The organism is Paraburkholderia sp. SECH4 (assembly GCF_030511745.1).
Classification (GTDB): Bacteria; Pseudomonadota; Gammaproteobacteria; order Burkholderiales; family Burkholderiaceae; genus Paraburkholderia; species Paraburkholderia madseniana.
In genome coordinates this window covers 45,427-64,712 of record NZ_JALOCP010000017.1, presented here as the reverse complement: position 1 = coordinate 64,712, position 19,286 = coordinate 45,427, and the positions used below count along the sequence as shown (strand labels likewise).

At 62.2% G+C, this 19,286-nt stretch carries 19 protein-coding genes; 10 read left to right on the top strand and 9 right to left on the bottom strand.

Going from position 1 to position 19,286, the window contains the following annotated elements; all coding sequences use genetic code 11:
• The first annotated feature begins 84 nt into the window (after positions 1 to 84).
• The 7 genes from M0D67_RS22365 to M0D67_RS22335 all read left to right on the top strand — a co-directional run bounded on the left by M0D67_RS22365 (position 85) and on the right by M0D67_RS22335 (position 5,914).
• On the top strand, positions 85 to 1,188 hold the full coding sequence (locus M0D67_RS22365) for a nucleoside hydrolase (RefSeq protein WP_266239684.1): 1,104 nt from the start codon (positions 85 to 87) through the stop codon (positions 1,186 to 1,188).
• Between the two features lie 258 nt (positions 1,189 to 1,446).
• Positions 1,447 to 1,650 carry a hypothetical protein gene (locus M0D67_RS22360; protein WP_266239683.1) on the top strand — a complete coding sequence of 68 codons (204 nt, stop codon included), beginning with the start codon at positions 1,447 to 1,449 and terminating at the stop codon, positions 1,648 to 1,650.
• A gap of 273 nt (positions 1,651 to 1,923) precedes the next feature.
• Complete coding sequence (locus tag M0D67_RS22355) at positions 1,924 to 3,162, top strand: Crp/Fnr family transcriptional regulator (RefSeq protein ID WP_266239682.1); 1,239 nt, start codon at positions 1,924 to 1,926, stop codon at positions 3,160 to 3,162.
• A gap of 70 nt (positions 3,163 to 3,232) precedes the next feature.
• Complete coding sequence (locus M0D67_RS22350; RefSeq protein ID WP_266239681.1) at positions 3,233 to 3,997, top strand: flagellar motor protein; 765 nt, start codon at positions 3,233 to 3,235, stop codon at positions 3,995 to 3,997.
• A gap of 102 nt (positions 3,998 to 4,099) precedes the next feature.
• Entirely contained in the window at positions 4,100 to 4,813 is a 714-nt protein-coding gene (locus tag M0D67_RS22345) for an OmpA family protein (RefSeq protein ID WP_266239680.1), read from the top strand.
• Positions 4,810 to 4,986, top strand: a complete 177-nt coding sequence (locus M0D67_RS22340) for a hypothetical protein (RefSeq protein WP_266239679.1) — start codon at positions 4,810 to 4,812, stop codon at positions 4,984 to 4,986. The genes M0D67_RS22345 and M0D67_RS22340 overlap by 4 nt, the downstream gene beginning before the upstream one ends.
• A gap of 34 nt (positions 4,987 to 5,020) precedes the next feature.
• Positions 5,021 to 5,914 (top strand): sterol desaturase family protein, encoded by an 894-nt coding sequence (locus M0D67_RS22335; RefSeq protein WP_266239678.1) that lies wholly within the window; start codon positions 5,021 to 5,023, stop codon positions 5,912 to 5,914.
• Here the strand turns inward: M0D67_RS22335 and M0D67_RS22330 are convergent.
• The 9 genes from M0D67_RS22330 to M0D67_RS22290 all read right to left on the bottom strand — a co-directional run bounded on the left by M0D67_RS22330 (position 5,819) and on the right by M0D67_RS22290 (position 15,171).
• On the bottom strand, positions 5,819 to 7,015 hold the full coding sequence (locus M0D67_RS22330) for an MFS transporter (protein ID WP_266239677.1): 1,197 nt from the start codon (positions 7,013 to 7,015) through the stop codon (positions 5,819 to 5,821). The genes M0D67_RS22335 and M0D67_RS22330 overlap by 96 nt on opposite strands.
• Positions 7,012 to 7,806, bottom strand: coding sequence for a DeoR/GlpR family DNA-binding transcription regulator (locus M0D67_RS22325; RefSeq protein ID WP_266239676.1), 795 nt, complete (start codon positions 7,804 to 7,806; stop codon positions 7,012 to 7,014). Before M0D67_RS22325 ends, M0D67_RS22330 begins: the two co-directional genes overlap by 4 nt.
• Positions 7,807 to 7,920: 114 nt before the next feature.
• Positions 7,921 to 8,814, bottom strand: coding sequence for a DNA-binding domain-containing protein (locus tag M0D67_RS22320; protein ID WP_266239675.1), 894 nt, complete (start codon positions 8,812 to 8,814; stop codon positions 7,921 to 7,923).
• Positions 8,798 to 9,697, bottom strand: a complete 900-nt coding sequence (locus tag M0D67_RS22315; RefSeq protein WP_266239674.1) for a DUF692 domain-containing protein — start codon at positions 9,695 to 9,697, stop codon at positions 8,798 to 8,800. Before M0D67_RS22315 ends, M0D67_RS22320 begins: the two co-directional genes overlap by 17 nt.
• Before the next feature lie 34 nt (positions 9,698 to 9,731).
• Positions 9,732 to 9,995: a DUF2282 domain-containing protein gene (locus M0D67_RS22310; protein WP_266239673.1), complete on the bottom strand. Its 264-nt coding sequence runs from the start codon at positions 9,993 to 9,995 to the stop codon at positions 9,732 to 9,734.
• Positions 9,996 to 10,154: 159 nt separating this feature from the next.
• Positions 10,155 to 10,604, bottom strand: a complete 450-nt coding sequence (locus M0D67_RS22305; protein WP_266239672.1) for a copper chaperone PCu(A)C — start codon at positions 10,602 to 10,604, stop codon at positions 10,155 to 10,157.
• Between the two features lie 36 nt (positions 10,605 to 10,640).
• Positions 10,641 to 12,161, bottom strand: coding sequence for a PepSY domain-containing protein (locus M0D67_RS22300; protein ID WP_266239671.1), 1,521 nt, complete (start codon positions 12,159 to 12,161; stop codon positions 10,641 to 10,643).
• Between the two features lie 140 nt (positions 12,162 to 12,301).
• Positions 12,302 to 14,686 (bottom strand): TonB-dependent receptor, encoded by a 2,385-nt coding sequence (locus M0D67_RS22295; protein WP_266239670.1) that lies wholly within the window; start codon positions 14,684 to 14,686, stop codon positions 12,302 to 12,304.
• 83 nt (positions 14,687 to 14,769) lie between these two features.
• Positions 14,770 to 15,171, bottom strand: coding sequence for a DUF2946 domain-containing protein (locus tag M0D67_RS22290; RefSeq protein ID WP_266239669.1), 402 nt, complete (start codon positions 15,169 to 15,171; stop codon positions 14,770 to 14,772).
• A gap of 274 nt (positions 15,172 to 15,445) precedes the next feature.
• Between M0D67_RS22290 and M0D67_RS22285 the strand changes: the two genes are divergently transcribed.
• From M0D67_RS22285 to M0D67_RS22275, 3 genes are all read left to right on the top strand, one after another.
• Positions 15,446 to 17,617 (top strand): tetratricopeptide repeat protein, encoded by a 2,172-nt coding sequence (locus M0D67_RS22285; protein ID WP_266239668.1) that lies wholly within the window; start codon positions 15,446 to 15,448, stop codon positions 17,615 to 17,617.
• Between the two features lie 240 nt (positions 17,618 to 17,857).
• Positions 17,858 to 18,586, top strand: coding sequence for a PIG-L deacetylase family protein (locus M0D67_RS22280; RefSeq protein ID WP_266239667.1), 729 nt, complete (start codon positions 17,858 to 17,860; stop codon positions 18,584 to 18,586).
• On the top strand, positions 18,583 to 19,278 hold the full coding sequence (locus M0D67_RS22275) for a 4-carboxy-4-hydroxy-2-oxoadipate aldolase/oxaloacetate decarboxylase (protein ID WP_266239666.1): 696 nt from the start codon (positions 18,583 to 18,585) through the stop codon (positions 19,276 to 19,278). Before M0D67_RS22280 ends, M0D67_RS22275 begins: the two co-directional genes overlap by 4 nt.
• The last annotated feature ends 8 nt before the right edge of the window (positions 19,279 to 19,286 follow it).

Here is a 19,286-nt window from a genome sequence, read left to right as displayed (position 1 = left end):
GCTTTACGTTGAATGACCGGCACCATCTCCGGATGGTGTTCCCCTGGTTTGATCACGATCTCTACTGGAAGAAATGGACGAAACATGAAATCACAATATGTAGGCATCCTGATGATGACGCTGCTGCTCGCCGCATGCGGAGGCAGCGTGACGACCACCGATCCGCTCGCCAACGCACCGAAGGTCATCATCGATTCGGACTTCAACACGATGGGCGACGACGGCCAGTTGTTCGCCATGACCACGCAGTTGATGGGGCAGGGCAAGGTCAACCTGCTCGGGCTGACCGTTGTGACTGGCAACGACTGGTTGCTCCAGGAAGAAGCGGATGCGCTGAAGGCGGTGGAGCGCATGGGTGTGCAGAATGTGGTGGGCGTCTACGGCGGCGCCGACTATCCATTGCAATACGATGTGGCGAGCATTCGTGCGCAGCAGGCCGCCAATCCGCAAGGCTATTTCGGCGCGTGGATGCGGACGGAACCGACCCAGCAGTCCCAGCTTGTGGCGCCGCCGGACGGCTTCGCGGTGTCGACGAAACTGCAGACGCAAAGCGCCGCGGACTTCATGATCCAGACCATCAAGCGCTATCCGAATCAGGTCACCATTCTCGAGGTCGGTCCGCCCACCAATCTCGCCACGGCCATCAAGAAGGCACCGGAGATCGTGCCGCTGATCAAGCAGATCGTCTACATGGGCGGCGCGATGGCGGTGCCGGGAAATGCGAACGCGGTGGGGGAACTCAACTGGTGGTTTGATCCGCTTGCCGTGCGCACGGTTCTTCAAACGACGATCCCTCAGGCCGTCATTCCGCTCGACGTCACGGATACGGTGCCGCTCACGCAGAGCATTTTCGATCAGATCGTCAACAACCCGAACAAGCAGACCGCGGTGACCAAAGCGTATGGGATCGTCAACGCGGGTTCGTTTGGCGACAACACCCATCTGTTCGACACGCTGACGATCGCTTATTTCATGGACCAGACCTACGCCACGCAAACGAAGAGCGCCTACCTTGATATCGACACGACGAGCGGCGAGGATCAGGGACATGTGACGGTCTACCCCGATCAGCCCGCAGCGGGCGCGTCACCGAACAAGATCACGTACGTCACGCAGTTCGACAACAATCGTTTCTTCAGCCTCTACGTCGATTTGCTTACGCGCCCTGTGCCGATTACGTTGCCTTGACGAGGACATGACCGGCGACAGACCTGACCCGCCGGTCCGTGAACCACGCGCAGACCCCAATTACGAGGCGTGCGGAAAGTGTTGCGCCTCTTTACCCGCTCCCTTCGCATACCGCCTTTGCCGCAAGGCGCGGCAGCGGTTTGCCTCCCGCGCTTACAACACTGCAGGTAATCCACGGAAACACAACCGTAGTCAAACTGTAGCGTCGTTTGTCCAGGATACCTCCATCGCCCATGTATCGATCAATGGAGGTACCGGATGCTCAGCCACCACGAACTTGCGGCACTCATGCTGCTTGGCGACACGGACAAGCGGCTGGAAGCTTTTGATCCCGACGTACTGGCGTTACGCCGTTACGAGTTAGTGGAAATTCGCCAGCGTGACCGGCAAGGTTCGACACCGCAACTGACCCGTCAGGGCCGTGAATTGCTGGAGCGTCTGCGCACGGGCGCACAGCAATGAGCCGAATACGGCACGATCAGACCTTACCCCGCATGCCGGGCCGTATGCATCGCGCCGCCGCCGAAACCCAGCCAGCAAGACCCATCCCTTACGTAGTCTCACGGCCTGCCAAACGTTTGCGCTATTTGCACGATTACGTCTGACGATTGAGAGGGTTAAAGATTTGCGTTTTGCATGTCGTTATCCAGTCAAATAAGTCAGGACCATCGCACATACCCGTGCCTCATGAAGACGCGGGATGCGCGAGGCAATAGCTCTACGGGGGATTGAATTTTGAATCAACAACGATCGCCATGGTCGCGCGCAGCGGCTCCGGGCGAAGTCATCTATTCCGAAGGCTTCGCAGGCGACGCCGTCATCTACGTAATCGCAGACGGCAAAGTCGAAATCTCCACCCAATGCGACGAAAAGAAGGTCATTCTCGCCACGCTCGGCAAGGGCGAGTTCTTTGGCGAGGCCTCGTTGTTGCCGGCCGAACCACGAGCGCACACTGCGAAAGCAATAAGCTTCTGTCAATTGACTGTGATCGCGGCAAGCGTAGTCGAAGAGGAACTCGAACGCGTATCGCCGCTGCTGCGCCATATCGTGCGCACGATGATTCGACGCGTGAAGAAGAAGGACGATGTCCTCGCCACCAATACGCACGCTGATTTTCTGCCAGGTGTTCTCTCCTACGCGCATGTTCTGTCACTGATGGCGGGTATTGAGAGCGCAGACCGGGTGGATGGACGCGCGCGCCGCGCTCAAGGGGAGGAGTGCTCGGTGCCCCTGCCCGAAGTCATCAAGAAGTGTCATGCGATTGCCGGTCATTCCCGTCCGCATGTGATGGCGATGCTCAAGCGCATGGAAAAACTCAACCTCGTCACGCTCGAACCGGGCCGCTCCGATCGCCTGAGCACGCTGTCGGCGCGCTATTCGGCGCAGGACGGCGCAGCCGGCCGGCAGCTCGTGACCTTCGATCCCGTGCGGATCACGGAACGGGCCCAGCAGGTGGCGGACCACGATCTCGACGTGTCGATCAACAGCGAACTGGAACTGATCGAACTGGCCGACCTGGAAGCCCTGATCGGCGTCGAGAAGAATCTGATTCTCAACAAGCTCTCGCATGCGGAAATCGCCGAAGACATCTTCGCGTTCCGCAAGACCAAGGTGTTGAATTACGTCGAGGAAAAGGGCATCACGTATTTTTCCCGGCGTGCTCCCCGTGGTGCAAGCGAGCTGAAGTCGCTGGCCGATCTGGAGTTCGTCGACCAGCGAACCTTGTTCGAAGCCATCAGCGCTTTCGACACCTATGACCTCGCGAAACTGCTTTCCGCCGTGACCGGCGAGCCGATTACCGATCGCCTGTTCTCGGTGATGACCGAGGCGCGCAAGAAGGAGGTGTCGTGGGTCATGCGTCGTGAGATCAAGATCGATCCGCTCGAGATCGCGGAAATCGAGGAACGCTTCATCGAGACCGTGCGCGCGATCAAATCGCCGGCTGCCGCGCCGCTTTCCAACGTGGATGCCTGACGCCTGATGGTCGGACCACGGACGCTTTCAGGTCCGGTCCGATCATTGGAGCAGCCGTTCGAGAGGATGTATGGATCTTTTGACGCTATTTGGCGCCCTGTTCGGCGTGACGGCTATCGTGGCCGGATTTTCGCTCGAGGGTGGTCACTTCACCTCGCTGTTTCAGTTGGAGGCGTTCGTCATCGTATTGGGCGGCACCTTCGGCGCGGTGATGATCCAGAACACGTGGGCGAGGTTTTATGACGGCATGAAGCAACTGCGGCTCGCGTTCGTGAAAGCGCGGCAGGTCGACCGGCAAAGCTTGTCGGTCCTGCTCGAGTGGGGCGATCAGGCGAAGCTGAACGGCATGCTCGTGTTCGAGTCGATCGAGGCGGCCGGGATTAACCCGTTTGCCAAACGAGGCCTGGAGCTTCTGGCTAACGGGGTGTCGACGGCGGTGCTCGAAGACGCCTTGCAACGGGAACTGGATGCCTATGAGCGCAACCACATGGCGGCCGCGCGGATATGGCAGCAGGCCGGTGGGTATGCGCCGACGTTCGGCATTCTGGGGGCGGTGCTCGGCCTGATTCAGGTCACGGGCCATATGCTCGAGCCGGCGCAACTCGGGCAAGGTATTGCCGTCGCCTTTGTGGCGACGCTGTACGGTCTCGCGTTGGCGAATCTGGTTTTTCTGCCACTGTACGGAAAGATCAGGGCACAGGTGGATAGCGAATTGCGGTTCAGACGTTTGTACCTCGATGGCTTGCTCGCGATTTCGCGCAAGGAGTCGCCCCATACGATCGAAACCCGGCTCGTGGGCGACGTCCGGGAACGATCGGCTGAGTTGCTGGGATAACCTGGGATAGCCTGGCATAACCAGAGATAGCCGGCCTCGCTCGGTTGGCGATAGCGCGCGAGGCGCTCATTCAAACGCAATTCGGAAGCAGACGTTTCGAGCATGACTATCTCCTCGGGTAACAAGCGCCTTGCGGCGGACAAGACGGGCTACCACCGCGACGATGACGACGGCGATGGCGAGGCGCAATCCGGGCGCTGGTTGATCTCCTACGCGGACCTCATCACCACGCTGATGGTGCTGTTCCTCGCGCTTTACGCGCTGCAGTTGGCGAAGAACCGGGAACTCGAAGTCAGGATGCTCGAGCGCCGCGAGGTGAAAACGGCGACGACCGCCGGCAGCGCCCACGCTCCGGTGGTCGCCGTGCCCGGCGCGCCGGAAGCCGCGAGACGGCAGCTTCTTTCGTTGCTGGCGCCGCTTCAGGACAATCGGCAGATCACGATTTCGAATGCCTCCCAAGGCGTGGAAATCGCCATCAACGCGAAGATTCTCTTCAACTCGGGCGACGCGCGCTTGTTGCCGGAGTCGTTCGGCGTCCTGGATCAGATCGCGCGGGTGCTGCGCGACCGTTCGAAGAACAACATCCTCGTCGAGGGGCACACGGACAGTGTGCCGATATCGACAGCGAAATATGAATCCAACTGGGAGCTGTCGTCGGCACGAGCCGGTGCCGTAGTTCGATTCTTCGCCGACAAGGGCATCGAACCTCACAGAATGGCCGCCATCGGCAGGGCGGACAACTTCCCCCTGATCATCGGCGACGATGCCGCAGCGCGCGCAGCGAATCGGCGCGTCACCATCCTCGTGGAATATTGAGTGGCAAACGGCGCTTGCACGCCGAAGAGCAGGCTGCGAAGATCGCGTTAAAGCGGCTCTTTCCGCTGATGCTTTTCATTTTCCCGACGCTTCTGGCCGTGCTGGTCGGCACGTCAGCGATCCAGGTCGCGCGGCCGTTGCTCCCGACCATGACCGCCATGTCGGGTGGTTAAGCGATCGGGCGAACCGCATTTACCGGGGAATTCCATGTTTGCGTCGGGCCCGTTTCCTGAACTGCTGAACCACGCGCGGCACTGGCTGGTCGGTTTCGCGTTCGCCCTGGTGATGATGGGCCTGGGCGCGGCGCTGGAGCGGCGCTGGCCGGCCGAGTTGCTGCAGTCGCGCGCGGGGATGCGCTTTAACGTCGTCTACTCAGCACTGTATATGGCGCTCGCGGAAGCCATGCGGCCGCTGATGGCGGTGGCAAGCGTCGCGATCATCAATGCGCTCGGTGGCGGCTGGGTCGCGCTGGCTTCGCGGGGGTGGGGCGCGCTGGCTTCCATGGTGGTCGTGCTGTTGACGTTTGATGTTCTGGAATATGCATTTCACCGCTTGCAGCATGCATGGCCCGTGCTGTGGAAGCTGCACTCACTGCACCACAGTGCTGCCGAGCTCAATGTCACGGTGACGTTCAGGCATCACTGGTTCGAGGTGCTCCTCAAGGGCTGCCTGCTCTATCCGGTGGTCGGCGTGCTGTTCAAGGTCGAGCCGTGGATCGTTGGCGTCACGGCGGTCATTTTCATGTTCGCCAATTATTTCGCGCACATGAACCTGCGCATCGACCTGGGCAGCTTCACGACGTGGGTCAACAATCCGCAATACCACCGCCTGCATCACTCGAACCGCACCGAGCATTTCGACCACAACTTCACGCAACTGCTGCCGCTGTGGGACCACCTGTTCGGCACGCTCTGGGTGCCCTCGAAGCACGAATGGCCGGCCACCGGTCTGCACGACGGCGCGCAACCGCGTTCGCTGCTGGGTGCGCTGAGTTGGCCGCTGCGCTCACAAGCCGGGCGTGTTCCAGGCAACGCTCGCGCCACGCACCGCTTTGCCGCCCGTCAAACAGACGATCATGGTGGCCACGACGAGCACGCCTAGCGCCACGCGCAGGCCGAGCAAACCCGCACCGAGTCCGATCAACGGCGGACCGGCCAGGAAGCCGGCATAACCTGCAGTGGCCGCCATCGAAACACCGACAGCCGGTGTAACAGTCGAGCGGCCCGCCGCGCTGAAAATCACCGGGACGATATTCGCGAGGCCGACGCCGACCATGGCAAAGCCCACACAAGCCGTGAGCACGGTCGGCAGGCTCAGCACCAGTGCGAGTCCGGCCGCCGCCAGCAGGCCGCCGAAGCCGACCACCTTGCTCGAACCGAAGCGTCGCACGGACACATCGCCGACGATGCGGCAAGCCGCCATCGAGAACGCAAACGCAGAATAGCCGACTGCCGCGACGCTGGCCGCTTCGCTCAAGGTAGCGCGCAAATACACTGCGCTCCAGTCGGCCACCGCGCCTTCCACCATCATGCACAGGAACGCGAGCAGGGCAAGTTTCATCACTTTGGCGTTGGGCAACGCGAAGCCGCTGGAGGACACGGCCGCGCGCGGACCGAGATCGCGCAACGCCAGCACAGCGGCGGCGAGCATGAGGACGGCGATGAACACGTCCGGCAGCACGAGACCGCCGATCACGCCGACGCCGTTTTTCTGAAGCATGGCGCCTGTCGCCGCACCGAGCAGGCCGCCCGCACTCCACGCCGCGTGAAACGAGGACATGATGGGCGACTTCCATTGCGTTTCGATCGTGCTGGCGTGGCCGTTCATCGAGACGTCGAGCGCGCCGTTCGCCGCACCGAGCGCGAGGAGCACGATGCACAGCGTCGCCAGGTTCGGCGCGAAGGTGGGGAGCGGCAGCGCCACGACAAACGCCGCGCCGAGCAGTGCGGTGGCCCGGCCGCTGCCGAAGCGCGGCGCCAACTGTCCGGCCAGCGGCATCGCGATGATGGCCCCCAGCGCAAAGGCGAATAACGCGATCCCCAACGAAGTGTCGCTGAGCGACAGGCTTTCCTTGATGCGTGGCACTTCGACTGCCCAGGCGCCGATCCCGAATCCGTTGGCGAGAAACACGCCGAGGGTGGCCACCCGCTCCTTGAGCGGTTTCATGAGCGGTGTGCTGACGGGATTAGCGAGTACTTTCATGAGCGCGCCGCCATCACGTTGTCGCACACCGCTGCGAGTTGGGCGCGCCGCTCGGCCGTCACATCCGCTTCGACGAACAGGTAGTCCACGGCGCGCGCCGGCGCAACGGAAAACGGCGCAGCGGTCATCAGCTTCTCCGACGTCATGGCGATGGCGACCTGGCTGCTTGCCTGCACCATCACCCGTTTGAGTTCGGCTTCTTCGGTGTCGAACGCGGCGACTCCTTCGTCTGGATCGAATGCGCACGCACCCAGAAAGCAGAGGTCAGCTTTGATCTGCTGGATCTGCAGCAAGGCGGTGGCGCCGGTCGCGCCGGCTGCATGCTGAGCGATGCGCCCGCCGATGAGAATGAGGTCGAAGCCCGGCCGGTTCAGGAGGCGGGCGCAAGCCTCAGGCGAGTTCGTCACGACGGTTAGATCCGCGTTGTCCGGGAGCGCCGCGGCGATCGCGACGTTGGTCGACCCAGTGTCCAGCAAAATGATCTGCTTGGGCCGGACGATGGACGCAGCGACGACTGCGAGACAGGCCTTCCGATCCACGGCTTCGTGCATGCGGACCGAGGCGTCTACGCCGGCTGGCGAGATCAGCAGGGCGCCGCCGTACACGCGCTTGCAATGGCCCTGATCGGCCAGTTCGCGCAAGTGACGGCGGACCGTATGTTCGGATGTTTGGAGTTCGGCAGCGAGTTCGGATGCCAATACGCGGCCCTGCGCGTGCAGCCGTTCCAGAATCAGCCGCTCCCGTTCCTCGGGCAGAAGCCCGTCCATTGCGTCCTGTCGCGTTCGTTGCATGACTTCACCTTGCTCGATTGCCAAACGATCATAATCGAGCATAATTTAACGTAAACGAGCAGAGTGGGCAACGGTGCAATCGAAATTCTTCTGAATGGACGGTTCGGCAGGTCGTTAAGGCGCTGGCTGGGCGGTCTGCGTACCGGGCTGGAGGCCAGTAATCGCCGAGGCCGCGATCCACGCGCGCCATTGCGACGTGAAATTGAATTCGGCATCGATTGCAAATGCCGAGTCGAGCGCTTCATTGAGCGTCGCTCCGCGTTGCAACGCATCGAAGGCCGCATGTGCGGCGGCGCTTTGAACGAGTATCTGCGGCCGCCATTGCGGTCGCACAACCAGTGCATAGGTCGGTGACTCAGGATCTGCCGGAAAGGAGCCACCCGGCTGATGCGCAGTCCAGATCTCGGCGATCGCATAGGGTGAAGAGATGAGCGCGCAGGCGGGATGTACGGCCAGTTTCGTTTCGAGCAGGTCTTCGGGACGGATGGCGGCCCACTCCGCTTGTGTAAGCACGTTGGCGTCCGCGGCAAAGTAGGCCAGATGCAGCGACCATTCGAGACGCGCGAGGTTGGCGAAATAACGGAAACGGGGGGCCTGTTCGTAGGTTTCGACGAAAGCCGGTAGCGCTGCGCCGAAGCGATTGAGGTCGCCGCTCTGTGACGGATGTGCTTGCGTGTAGGCCACTGACAGCGCATCGAAGTAGGCTTCGCCGACTAGCGCCAACAAGACGGGATAGGCGCTCGCGAGTGCAGTCCGCCGATTAGCGCGAATGCTGCTCCGATAGAGGTCGACGCGCTGGCGCAGATTGTCTTTGAGTTCGGCACCGTTGCCGTTGCCGTTGCCGTTGCAGCAGGGTGTTTGTTCAGCGACGAATGCAGGGCCGTCGGCGCGGCCTTGCGCGTGATCGACTCCGCGCGCCGTGCATTGCAGTTGCGAAAGCACAGGTCGCTGTTCGCCCTCCAGCGATTCGGCGAACATGCGCTGCAGTGACTCAAGCGACGTGCGCATCGCCGGCGTCGTGTTGAGTCGAATGAGCGAGGGCCGATCGCCTGGTGTGAACGGTTTTCTGAATATCACGGGCGCGGCTGGTTTCATCGAGCATGACGCTTAACGCCGGTATATCGGTATCCCACTCGATCAGCGCCGGTATCGTGCCGAATCGCTGCAGTGCGTATTCATAGAGCGCCCAGACTTCGTTGGTGACAGGCGAGCCGTGATCGTCGACGACGGCGATGTCCGTTACGCGATGACCCGCAAGATGAATCTCGCCAATCGTGCCGATCGCCAGCGCGTTCATGGCCGCGACGGCGTCCTCTCCATGATTGCATTGGTTCACATACAGGTTGTTTACGTCGAGCAATACGCCGCAACCCGTGCGTGACGCGAGTTCGGCAAGGAATGCCGTCTCGCTGTACTGGTCGTCGCGGAATCGAACGTAGGTGGAGACGTTTTCCAGCAAAACCGGCCACCCGAGCGCGTCCTGAAATTCGCTGACACGCGAAGCGAGCAGCGCGAGCGCCGCCTCAGTCAAGGGCATCGGCAAAAGATCGTTCAGATGGCCGGCCGATGTCGCGCCCCAGCAAAGATGTTCGGAGACAACTGCCGGCTCGATCCGCTCGATCAGACGTTTGAGCTTCGCAACGTGTGCTGAGTCGAGTGGCGTCGCCGAGCCAAGGCCGAGACCGACTCCGTGCAAACTGACGGGCAGGTCGCGTCGCACGGTGTCGAGCACGTGCAGGTCGAAGCCGCCGTCGCCGAAATAGTTTTCACTGTGTACCTCGACCCAGTCGACCGCCGGCGTAGCACTGAGGAAGTCGCGGTAATGGGCATGGCGCAACCCGATACCGATGCCGGGCGGCGCGCAGGCAGAAGGGACGAGGGGATGCATCATAGGCATCGACTGGCACAGGATCGCCGCATTGGCATCAGGAATGCTGTGCGTCGATCTTGCCGCCCATCTTCTTGCAGGTTCCTTTCGGCACGGTCTTGAAGTCGCCTTTGTCGTTGTCGACCTTGGCCTCACCGGCGCAGCTGTGCACACCGGTCTTGCTCGCGCAGTCGTTCTGACCGGCCTTGGCGATGCCAAAGCACTGAACCTTCTCGTCCGCATGCGCTGCGCCGATCCCGGTGGCCGCGAGTCCTGCGAGGGCAGCGGCGATCAATGCCGGCCGGCTAAGTTTCGAGTTCAATTTGCTTCTCCTGAGTAAGCGGCGGTGGATCGCACGCCGCACCATTGCAAGTGTCGCTTCGGCATGGGCTGCCTCGGGGCCGATGCGGTGCGCCTGATTCGCCGCGCCGGGGTCATGTGTAAGGCGATTTTAAGCTTGCCGCATTGATTATCCGGCATGTTACTGGCTCATCGTACTCGCGCTTTTTACGGCACAGGCGGCGGTGATTTTCTCGCCGTCGCTGAACGAGAACGTCAGCGGGATCGTCGTGCCGATCTTGAGCGGCTGTTTCGGATGCTCCAGCATCACGTGATAGTTGCCCGGTGCAAAGACGAGCAAGCCGTGCGCGGGCACCGCTACCTGATGGACCATCGCCATGGAAGACGTGCTGCCCTGACTTTGCGTCTGATGCAGCATGGCCATGCCGAAAGCTTCAGTGCTGATGCCGACGAGATTGACCGGTTGATCACCCGTATTACTGGCCTTGAAATAGCCACCCGATGGCAGGTCACCGGGCAGCGCGCGGATCCAGCAGTCGGATACGCTTGCGGTTGCAGCGGCACCCGCGAAGGCCTGAATGGATGAACCGCACAGCAAGGCGGCGAGTAAAAGTTTGCGTGATGTCTTCATGATGTGCTCTTTGGTTCTAACGGCGGAAATGAAGCGTTAAGCAGATTGCCGCATGGCGCGGCCAAAAATCGTGCGATCGGCGAGCCACACCGCGAGCAGCGTGGCGCCCATCAATGGGAAGACGATGCCGAGCAGAACGAGGCTGGTTTTCCAGCTACGCATCGGTGGCGCGGCGCGCTCGCGCGACGGTGCGCCGAGTGAGCGTCGCGGGCGACGTTTCCACCACATCACGCAGCCGGTCACGGCCATCCCCGCGAGCCCAAGCGAAATCGCGGCACAGAGAATCTGATTGGCGACGCCGAAATAGCGGCCCATATGCAACGATGTGCCGTACGAGACGGCCTTCGACACCGCGCCGTAGTCGCCGTAACGGATGTCTTTCAGCACCGTGCCGCTGTATTGGTCGATGTACAGCGTGCGCTCGTCTTTCGGATCGGCGGGAAAGTACGAGACGGTGTAGACGCCTGTAGCGGATGCAGGCAGCACGATGTCGTAACCGCCCGGGACGCCGAGCGATGCGACGAGAGCAACGATGCGTCCGAGCGGCAGCGCTTGCGCCGCGTGTGCATCGGCGGATTGCGGCACCGGCGTGTTGCCGACGGCCCATGGCGTGAGCGGCAACGGCAGATCGTCCATCACCATGCCCGGCATCGAGTCCATGTTCGCTTCGTGCGCGCCGTGTTCATTGCTTGATGCGTGGGCTCCGTTCGCTCCGTGAGCCGTGTGCGTTTCAGCGCGTGTATCGGCAACACCCGCATGCTCACCGGCGCTCATCCCCGGCATCGCGGAGCGCAACGGCAAGCCGCCCCACGAACCCGGCGGCGCGCCAAGATTGGCGGCGCTCGCGAGCGCCTTGAACTGCTTACCCCACGAGCCTGTCCACGGCAGACCGCTCAGCACGAAGATGAGCGCACCGAGCGCGAGCCAGATACCCATCACGGCATGAAGATTCTTCCAAAGCGCGCGTCCTTGCAGCGAGAAACGCGGCACCAGCGCCGCGCGCGCAGTAGTCTTCTCGCGCGGCCACCAGAGTGCGATGCCGGTGCCGATCATCACCAGCGTCCAGCACGCGGCCAACTCCATCAGCAACTCGCCTGGTTTGCCGAGCAGCAGCTTACGGTGAAGCATGCGGTCCACCTGCATGAAGCGACGCTCGACGCTCAGCGTGCCCAATACTTCGCCGCTGTATGGGTTCAGATAGACGCTCTGTTTTTCGCCATCGGCTAGGCGAAAGATGAACTCCGTGCTGCGGTCCGACGCGCTCGCGATAGGCGCCGTCACCGCGCGCGCATCGGCCGGCATCGCCGCGCGGGCTTTGGCAAGCAATGCGTCTTCAGTCAGCCTGGGTGTGGATTGCGGTTCGACGATCAGGCGGTGCGGGTAAAGCAGCGGCTCGATTTGTGGCTGGAAGCAATATAGCGTGCCGGTGATCGCAAGCACCACCAGAAACGGCATCACAAAGAGACCCGCGTAAAAGTGCCAGCGCCAGAGCGTCCGGTAGCCGGCGTTCGCGGCGCCAGTTGCCGAGGTCGCGCGTTGAGCGGTGGTGGTGGACATTCAATCCTCCTGAAGCAAAAAATGGGTCGATCGGTTTGCGCAGCGATGCATGCGCTGGTTTGCAACTCGCGAGCGCGTCGAGTACAAGACGAGCACGTCGAGTACCGGGCGAGCGCAAACCGCGCATGCCAATCGCGTGTTCACATACGCAACTTCGCTTCGACGTAGAACGTGCGGCCCGGATACGGGTGATAGACGAAATAGCGCGCGTCAAACAGGTTGTCGACGCCGATGCCGACTTCACTCAATTTGGTCGGCTTGAACGTGAACTTCGCGTCCGCCACCGTGTACGAACTGGTGCCGCCGAATACATCGGGATTCGTGTCGGTATTGGTGAGCGTGTTGTATTCGCGGCCGGAGTAGCGCGCGGCGAGCGTGAGCGCCGCACGTTCGTCGATGTGATACGTCGCGGCGAGATTCGCGCGCCACAGCGGAATCCGATAGAAGTACTTGCCGACGGTCGCCGGGTTCTGCGCATTCGCGATGATCTTCGACTGCGTGTACGCCACGCTCGCCAGCAGATCGAGACCGCGCACGAATACATCCTGTCCTGAGTAGCTGGTTTCGACGCCACGCGAGCGCACCTTGCCGATGTTCTGGAAATTCGTCACGTTCGGAATCACCGTCGTATCGGTCTGACTGAAGATCGTGTTCTTCACGTCGTCCTGAAACAGCGAGAAACGGAACACGCCATTCCAGTGAGCCCATTCAGCGGTCAACTCCTTCGAGAAATCGTCTTCGGGCTTCAGATTCGGATTGTTGTTGATGATCGAGGAGCCGTTGATCTGCCCCTGGAACATCTCGCCCACCGTCGGAAACCGATAGGCGCGGCCAATGGAAGCGCGCAAGCTCAGATCGTCGGTGACATCGAACGACAACGAGGCTTTCGGCGAAAAATGATGCTGGTTCGCGTCGCTGTACGGAAAGGCTTTGCCGGGCAGCGCCTGCGAGCCGCCATAGGCTTGCCAGTCTTCGTACCGTACGCCGTAGACCAGCTTCCAGCGCGGCAGAAAGTGCCATGCATCCTGTGCGTACAGCGCCTGGGTCTGCGTCTTGCCCTTGAATGCATTGGCAAACGACGTCGCCGCGCCGTCGCGCCAGTTCAGCGTGTTGTAGCTCTCGTTGTCGAGGAAGTAGTTGTCGTAGTGATAGCCGAAGCTCAGCGCGTGACTCGTCAAGCCTGCTTGCGGCGTGACGGGTGTGTAGGTGGTGCGCAGATCGAGCGTTTTCCAGCCGGTACCGTCGCCAAAAATCACCGTGCCGGGGCCGTTGCCCGGTGCACCCGAATTCGCGGTGCACGCCACGCTGTTGCCGACGTCGTAGTACGAAGCGATCGCTTCGCCGTTCCAGCCGGTGGCGTTGCGGGTCGTCAGCGTGAGGCCGTATAGCCAGTTCTCGCTGTGGCCGAGACTCGGGGCGAGGGCGGCAGCCGGAATCGTGTACTCGTAGCCGCCGATCGCGACCTTGCCGCTGTATACCGGGTTGCCGTTCGCATCGCGCAGAAAACTCGACGTCGCGCTGTTATAGGTCTGGTGCCAGTAGCCGAGCGTGAAGGCGGCCTGCAGTGTCGGTGTGAAGTCGTACTGCATCTTCAGCTTGAACTGGTCCTGCACCGTGTGTTCGATTCCTTCACCGTTCACGCCGAGCACCGCGGTCGGCGTGTTGGTCTGGTTGTTGTAGAAGTAAGCGCCGGTCACCGGCGTGTCGCCGGCCTTCGCGGGCGTACTCGACTTCGCCAGCGTGGCGAATTGCAGCGGCTGGCTCGTGTTCTCAAGGTGATTCACGCCCAACCGATACGAGAACTTCCCGATCTGATCGCCGATCGACCCGCTCGCCTCGCTGCCGTTGAAATTCTGATTCACACCGAACAGGCTGAAGTGCTGGGTGAAGGCTTTGACGTCCGCGTCGGCTTCGAACTTCTTCGGCATGCGGGTGCTGATGAGTACCGTGGCGCCTAGCGAATTGCCCGGATAGAGCGCGGAAAACGGCCCGTAGATCACGTCGACCTGCTGGATCTCGTCGGGAAACACCATCGACCAGCGCGGCGGGAACGAATAACTGTTGCCCAGCAGATTGCTGAGCAGCAGACCGTCCGCGTAGACGAGGCCGCGTGCGCTCTGCGTATTGCTGGTGCCGCGTACGGCGATGATCGAGTTCAGATCGCCGATAAAGCGCTTGCGCACGGCAAGGTTCGGCATGTACTTCAACACGTCTTCGGTGTTGACGACGTTCCAGTTGTCGAACTGTTCGCGCGTCACAGTCTCGACCGAGGCCGGCAGGTCAGGGTCGACGGCGCGCGGGGCGGCGACGGTATTGGCATTGGCGGTGACGCTAACAGCAGGCAGCGTGGCGTCGGCTGGCGTGCTATCCGCGTGAGCCGGGGAGGCGATAAATGCCGGTGCGAAGGCCGGAACTAACGCAGGAAAATACGCCGGAAAATACGACAGCGGCCGCCGGCCGGATGGAATGCGCCGGGCGCCGCGGCGGGCGCAAAAGGGCAGCCTTCGCAGAGCGAAGTTGAGCATGAACGTTTCCTTGATGCATTGAACAGGCGATCGCACGCCCCCTCAACGGGTGCGACAAGATGCGCGATCAGGAACAACAGCGATCAGGAAACGGCGGGTGGGCCTCTTGGGCGTCCGGACGGGAACGCGCCGAGCGGCGTGAAGCGGGTGGAGAGGGCGGGCGGCACAGTGCCGGCAAGCGCGAGCGCGGCCGGCGGTTCGACGGCCGCGACGCTCGGCATGGCGACGTGATGCTGGAGCAGGTGGCAGTAGCCGCATGCGCCGAAGGCGTCGTCATGGCTGAGATGGACAGGCGCCGGGTTGGCCTGCGTAGATTGGCTCACCAGGCTCTGATTGGCCGGCTGTAGCGCCGAACAGAGCGCCGCGAAGGGCTCGTTCGCGCGGTTCGATACCAGCATCTGACTCACGACCGGCGCGAACACGACAAGCCACATGGCGATCAGGCCAAGCCATGCGGTCATGCGGTTATGGGAGCGTGGAGTCATGGTGGTGAACGTAAAGACGCGGGCGATTCTAGCACTGCCACACGGTCTTTTCTCGTGTGATTCCGTTTATAGCATTGGATTAGAAGGGCGAATCCCGCTCATTTCGGGGCGTTACAGCCTGACCGTTTCCCTTAAGCTGCGTGGTAAATGTTCCGCTCTCCCTGTCGGCGCTTCGCCCCCCTGCGTGGACGCGCAGAAACGCGAAACGCCGGACAGGGTGCACAAAACACGATTGACCCGGCCCGACCGCGGCCGCCACCAGTTACCACGACTCATGACCGCCACGCAGACGCGCGCCTCCTCGATAGCCGACATCAATCAGCAGGCGGCATTGCTCTGCAAAAACGGGCAATTCGCCGATGCCTGGTCGTTGGTGAAGCCGATCCTCGAACCGCACGACGAGGTGGCGCAAGACGCGCGGGCCGACGCGTTGAATCTTGCGGGCGCCTGCTGGTACGGCATGGGCAGCCTGTCCGACGCGGAAACCTACTGGCGCCAGTGTCTGCGCGCAAAACCCGACTATGCCGAGGTGTACAGCAGTCTCGGCATGCTGCTCAAATCGCACGGCCGCCTGTCGGCAGCCAAGGCGGTCTATCGGCAGCTGGTCGCGCTGCGTCCCGGCCAGGCCGACGCGCACAACAATCTCGGTACCGTGCTCTACGGGATGGGCTACAGGGACGAGGCGGAGGCGTCGTATCGTCAGGCGGTCGCGATCCGCCCCGACTACGCGGAGGCGCACTACAACCGGGCTATCGTATTGCACGAACTGCGCCGCCTGCATGAGGCGGAAGTGGCCTATCGCGAGGCGCTGATCGGACTGCCGGAACACGCCGAGGCGCACAGCAACCTGGGCAACGTGCTGATGGAACTCGGCCGCGTTGCCGAGGCTGACGCCGCGTACCGGCAGGCGCTGACCATCAAGCCCCAGTATCCCGAAGCGCTCAATAACCTCGGCGGTGTGCTGAAGGCGACGTACCGTCTACCCGAGGCCGAGCTGGCTTGCCGGCTTGCGCTGGCGATTCGCCCGGATTACGCGGAGGCGCACCTCAACCTCGGTGCGGTGCTGGCGGATCTCAAGCGTCTGCCTGAGGCTGAGGCGGCGTACCGGGAGGCAATCGCGCATCGTCCGGACTATGCCGAGGCGCACTACAACCTCGGCCTCGCGCTAGCCAGCCTGGAGCGTTTGCCCGAGGCCGAAATGGCTTATCGCGAGGCGATTCGCTGTCGGCCCGACATCGTTCACGCGCACAACAACCTGGGCTGCGTGCTTCGACTGCTCGACCGTTTGCCGGAGGCAGTCGAGGCCTTCGCACAAGCGCTCGCGCTTCGTCCCGATCTGGCCGAGGCTCACTACAACGTCGGGGCCGCGCTGGCGCAACTCAAACGGCTGCCCGAAGCCGAAGCCGCTTACCTGCGGGCGCTCGCTCTACGCCCCGATTACGGCGACGCCCGGTTCGGTCTGGCTGTGCTGGTGCTCGGTGTGGGCCGCTTTGAAGAGGGTTGGCGGTTATATGAGTGCCGCTATGAACAGCCGGGTTTCGTGCATCACAAGACGCGCGCCATGTTGAGCTGTACGCAATGGCAAGGCGACACGCTCGCCGGCAAGTCCTTGCTGGTCTGGCAGGAAGACGGACTCGGCGACATGGTCCAATTCAGCCGCTATTTCGCCTTGCTCAAGGCGCAAGGAGCCGCGCATATCGCCTTTGCGTGTGCGCCTGCCTTGCACCGGCTGATGGCTGCGGTGGACGGCGTCGATGCCGTGCTCGATCACGATACGGCACTGGCCGGCGTAGCTGCATCGACATACGACTGCTGGACGAGCCTGTTGAGCGCGCCGCTGCACTTGCGTACGACGGTGGACACGATTCCGCGCGCGGTTCGTCTTGCGGCTGAGCCGTCGCTCGTCGAAAAGTGGCGGCCGATACTCGAGACCCTGCCGCCCGGCCGCAAGGTCGGGCTGGTGTGGAAAGGCAATGCGAAACACCATAACGATGCGAACCGGTCGATCTCAACGCTGGCCACGCTCGCGCCGCTCTGGAGCGTGCCGGGTCTGAGCTTCGTCAGCCTGCAAAAAGGCCAGGGCGAGGATGAGGCGCAAAACCCGCCGGCCGGTCAACCGCTGCTCGAACTCGGCTCGGCGGTGAACGATTTCGCGGACAGCGCCGCGATCATCGAGCAACTCGATCTGGTGATTTGCGTGGACACGTCCACGGCGCATCTGGCCGCGTCGCTGGGCAAACCGTGCTGGGTGATGCTGCCGGAGAAAGACATCGACTGGCGCTGGATGCACGAGCGCAACGATTCGCCGTGGTATCCGCACACGCTGCGGCTGTTCCGCCGGGCAGCGGGCGAAGGCTGGGCCGTGACGGTCGAGAGGGTGAGGCAGGCGTGTGCGGAGCGGTTTTCCGATGAGACGGCTAGCGAACTCTGCAGCACCAGAAAATGATCTTGCAACCATCGTGACTGGCAACGAAGCAGAGTTTTTCATAAAAACGGTGCGCGTCCGGGTGGATGTGGGTCAAGAAATCTTCCTGCCCCGTTCTGGCGGAAAAATGCCGGGCCAACGCGGTTCCGATACATTCCGATAAACAGATTAGATAGCATTGCACGCTCCTTTAGGTGCTTCCTGGCCACCTTCGAATCCTACAATAGTGCCCATCACATAGTGAACACGGGTGGGTTGGAAATGGCAGACAAGGCGATGTTGGTGGTGAGCGCGCATAGCGCCGATTTCGTGTGGCGAGCAGGTGGCGCAATCGCTCTCCACAAAAAAAACGGATACCGTACGAAGGTCGTGTGTCTTTCTTTCGGCGAGCGCGGAGAGTCGGCCAAACTCTGGCGCAAGGGCGAAATGACGCTCGGGAAGGTCAAGGCGGCGCGCAGGGAGGAGGCCGAGCGGGCCGCGGACATCCTCGGTGCGGAAGTCGATTTTTTCGACCTCGGCGATTACCCGTTGCGCGTGTCGGACGAGGCCCTGATGCGCCTTGTCGATGTATACCGCGAACTGCAGCCGGCGTTCGTGTTGAGTCATTCGCAGAAAGACCCATACAACTTCGATCATCCGCTCGCTATGCACGTGGCGCAGGAAGCGCGGATCATCGCCCAGGCCGAAGGTCACAATCCCGGGCAGAAAGTGGTCGGTGCGCCGCCCGTCTACGCGTTCGAACCGCATCAGACGGAACAATGCGAATGGATACCCAATACGTTCCTCGATATCACCGAGGTCTGGGACACCAAACGCCGCGCGATCGAGTGCATGGCCGGCCAGGAGCACCTGTGGGACTACTACACGCGGGTCGCCTTGCAACGCGGCGTGCAGGCCAAGCGCAATATCGGCATCACGGCCACGCGCGATATTCAATACGCGGAAGGCTATCAGCGCATCACGCCGGCCGTGACGGGAGATCTGGCATGAAGCGGGGCGTCGTGGTGACGACTATCCGCCGCGCCGATCCGCGCGACGTGGCCGTGCTGCAGCATGCGGGCGCCGCCGCCGTTCACGAGGCGCAGAGCCGTCTCGGCCTGCTTGCGTCCTACATGCGGCCGATCTACTCGGGGCCGGCTATCGCGGGGTCGGCGGTGACGGTGCTGGTGCCGCCGTCGGACAACTGGATGCTGCATGTTGCCGTCGAGCAATGCCGCGAGGGTGACGTTCTCGTTGTGGCGCCGACTTCGCCCTGCGAGGACGGCTATTTCGGCGACCTGCTGGCGACCTCGCTCGCGGCGCGCGGCGTGCGCGGACTGATCATCGACGCGGGATGTCGCGATGTCGCCTCGCTCAGGGAAATGAAATTCCCAGTCTGGTCGAAGGCCGTGTCCGCGCAAGGCACGGTCAAGGAAACGCTCGGTTCGGTGAATATTCCGGTGGTATGCGCGCAGCAGATCGTGAATCCCGGCGATGTCATCGTTGCGGATGATGACGGCGTGGTCGTCGTACCGCTCGATACCGTGGCGAGTGTCGCGCAGGCGTCGCAAGCACGTATGGCGAAGGAAGAGAGGACGCGTGCTGCGCTGGCCGGCGGCGCGCTCGGTCTCGACTACTACGCGATGCGCGAGAAACTCGCGCAAAAAGGCCTACGCTACGTCGTCTCGGCCGAAGATCTTTGACGGAGTGG

Coding starts and splice junctions, on each gene's coding strand:
- M0D67_RS22280 (WP_266239667.1), top strand. CDS start 17,858: ATGGCAGACAAGGCGATGTTGGTGGTGAGCGCGCATAGCGCCGATTTC.
- M0D67_RS22295 (WP_266239670.1), bottom strand. CDS start 14,686: ATGCTCAACTTCGCTCTGCGAAGGCTGCCCTTTTGCGCCCGCCGCGGC.
- M0D67_RS22325 (WP_266239676.1), bottom strand. CDS start 7,806: ATGCAACGAACGCGACAGGACGCAATGGACGGGCTTCTGCCCGAGGAA.
- M0D67_RS22275 (WP_266239666.1), top strand. CDS start 18,583: ATGAAGCGGGGCGTCGTGGTGACGACTATCCGCCGCGCCGATCCGCGC.
- M0D67_RS22320 (WP_266239675.1), bottom strand. CDS start 8,814: ATGCGCACGTCGCTTGAGTCACTGCAGCGCATGTTCGCCGAATCGCTG.
- M0D67_RS22300 (WP_266239671.1), bottom strand. CDS start 12,161: ATGTCCACCACCACCGCTCAACGCGCGACCTCGGCAACTGGCGCCGCG.
- M0D67_RS22345 (WP_266239680.1), top strand. CDS start 4,100: ATGACTATCTCCTCGGGTAACAAGCGCCTTGCGGCGGACAAGACGGGC.
- M0D67_RS22360 (WP_266239683.1), top strand. CDS start 1,447: ATGCTCAGCCACCACGAACTTGCGGCACTCATGCTGCTTGGCGACACG.
- M0D67_RS22365 (WP_266239684.1), top strand. CDS start 85: ATGAAATCACAATATGTAGGCATCCTGATGATGACGCTGCTGCTCGCC.
- M0D67_RS22290 (WP_266239669.1), bottom strand. CDS start 15,171: ATGACTCCACGCTCCCATAACCGCATGACCGCATGGCTTGGCCTGATC.
- M0D67_RS22350 (WP_266239681.1), top strand. CDS start 3,233: ATGGATCTTTTGACGCTATTTGGCGCCCTGTTCGGCGTGACGGCTATC.
- M0D67_RS22335 (WP_266239678.1), top strand. CDS start 5,021: ATGTTTGCGTCGGGCCCGTTTCCTGAACTGCTGAACCACGCGCGGCAC.
- M0D67_RS22330 (WP_266239677.1), bottom strand. CDS start 7,015: ATGAAAGTACTCGCTAATCCCGTCAGCACACCGCTCATGAAACCGCTC.
- M0D67_RS22315 (WP_266239674.1), bottom strand. CDS start 9,697: ATGATGCATCCCCTCGTCCCTTCTGCCTGCGCGCCGCCCGGCATCGGT.
- M0D67_RS22305 (WP_266239672.1), bottom strand. CDS start 10,604: ATGAAGACATCACGCAAACTTTTACTCGCCGCCTTGCTGTGCGGTTCA.
- M0D67_RS22285 (WP_266239668.1), top strand. CDS start 15,446: ATGACCGCCACGCAGACGCGCGCCTCCTCGATAGCCGACATCAATCAG.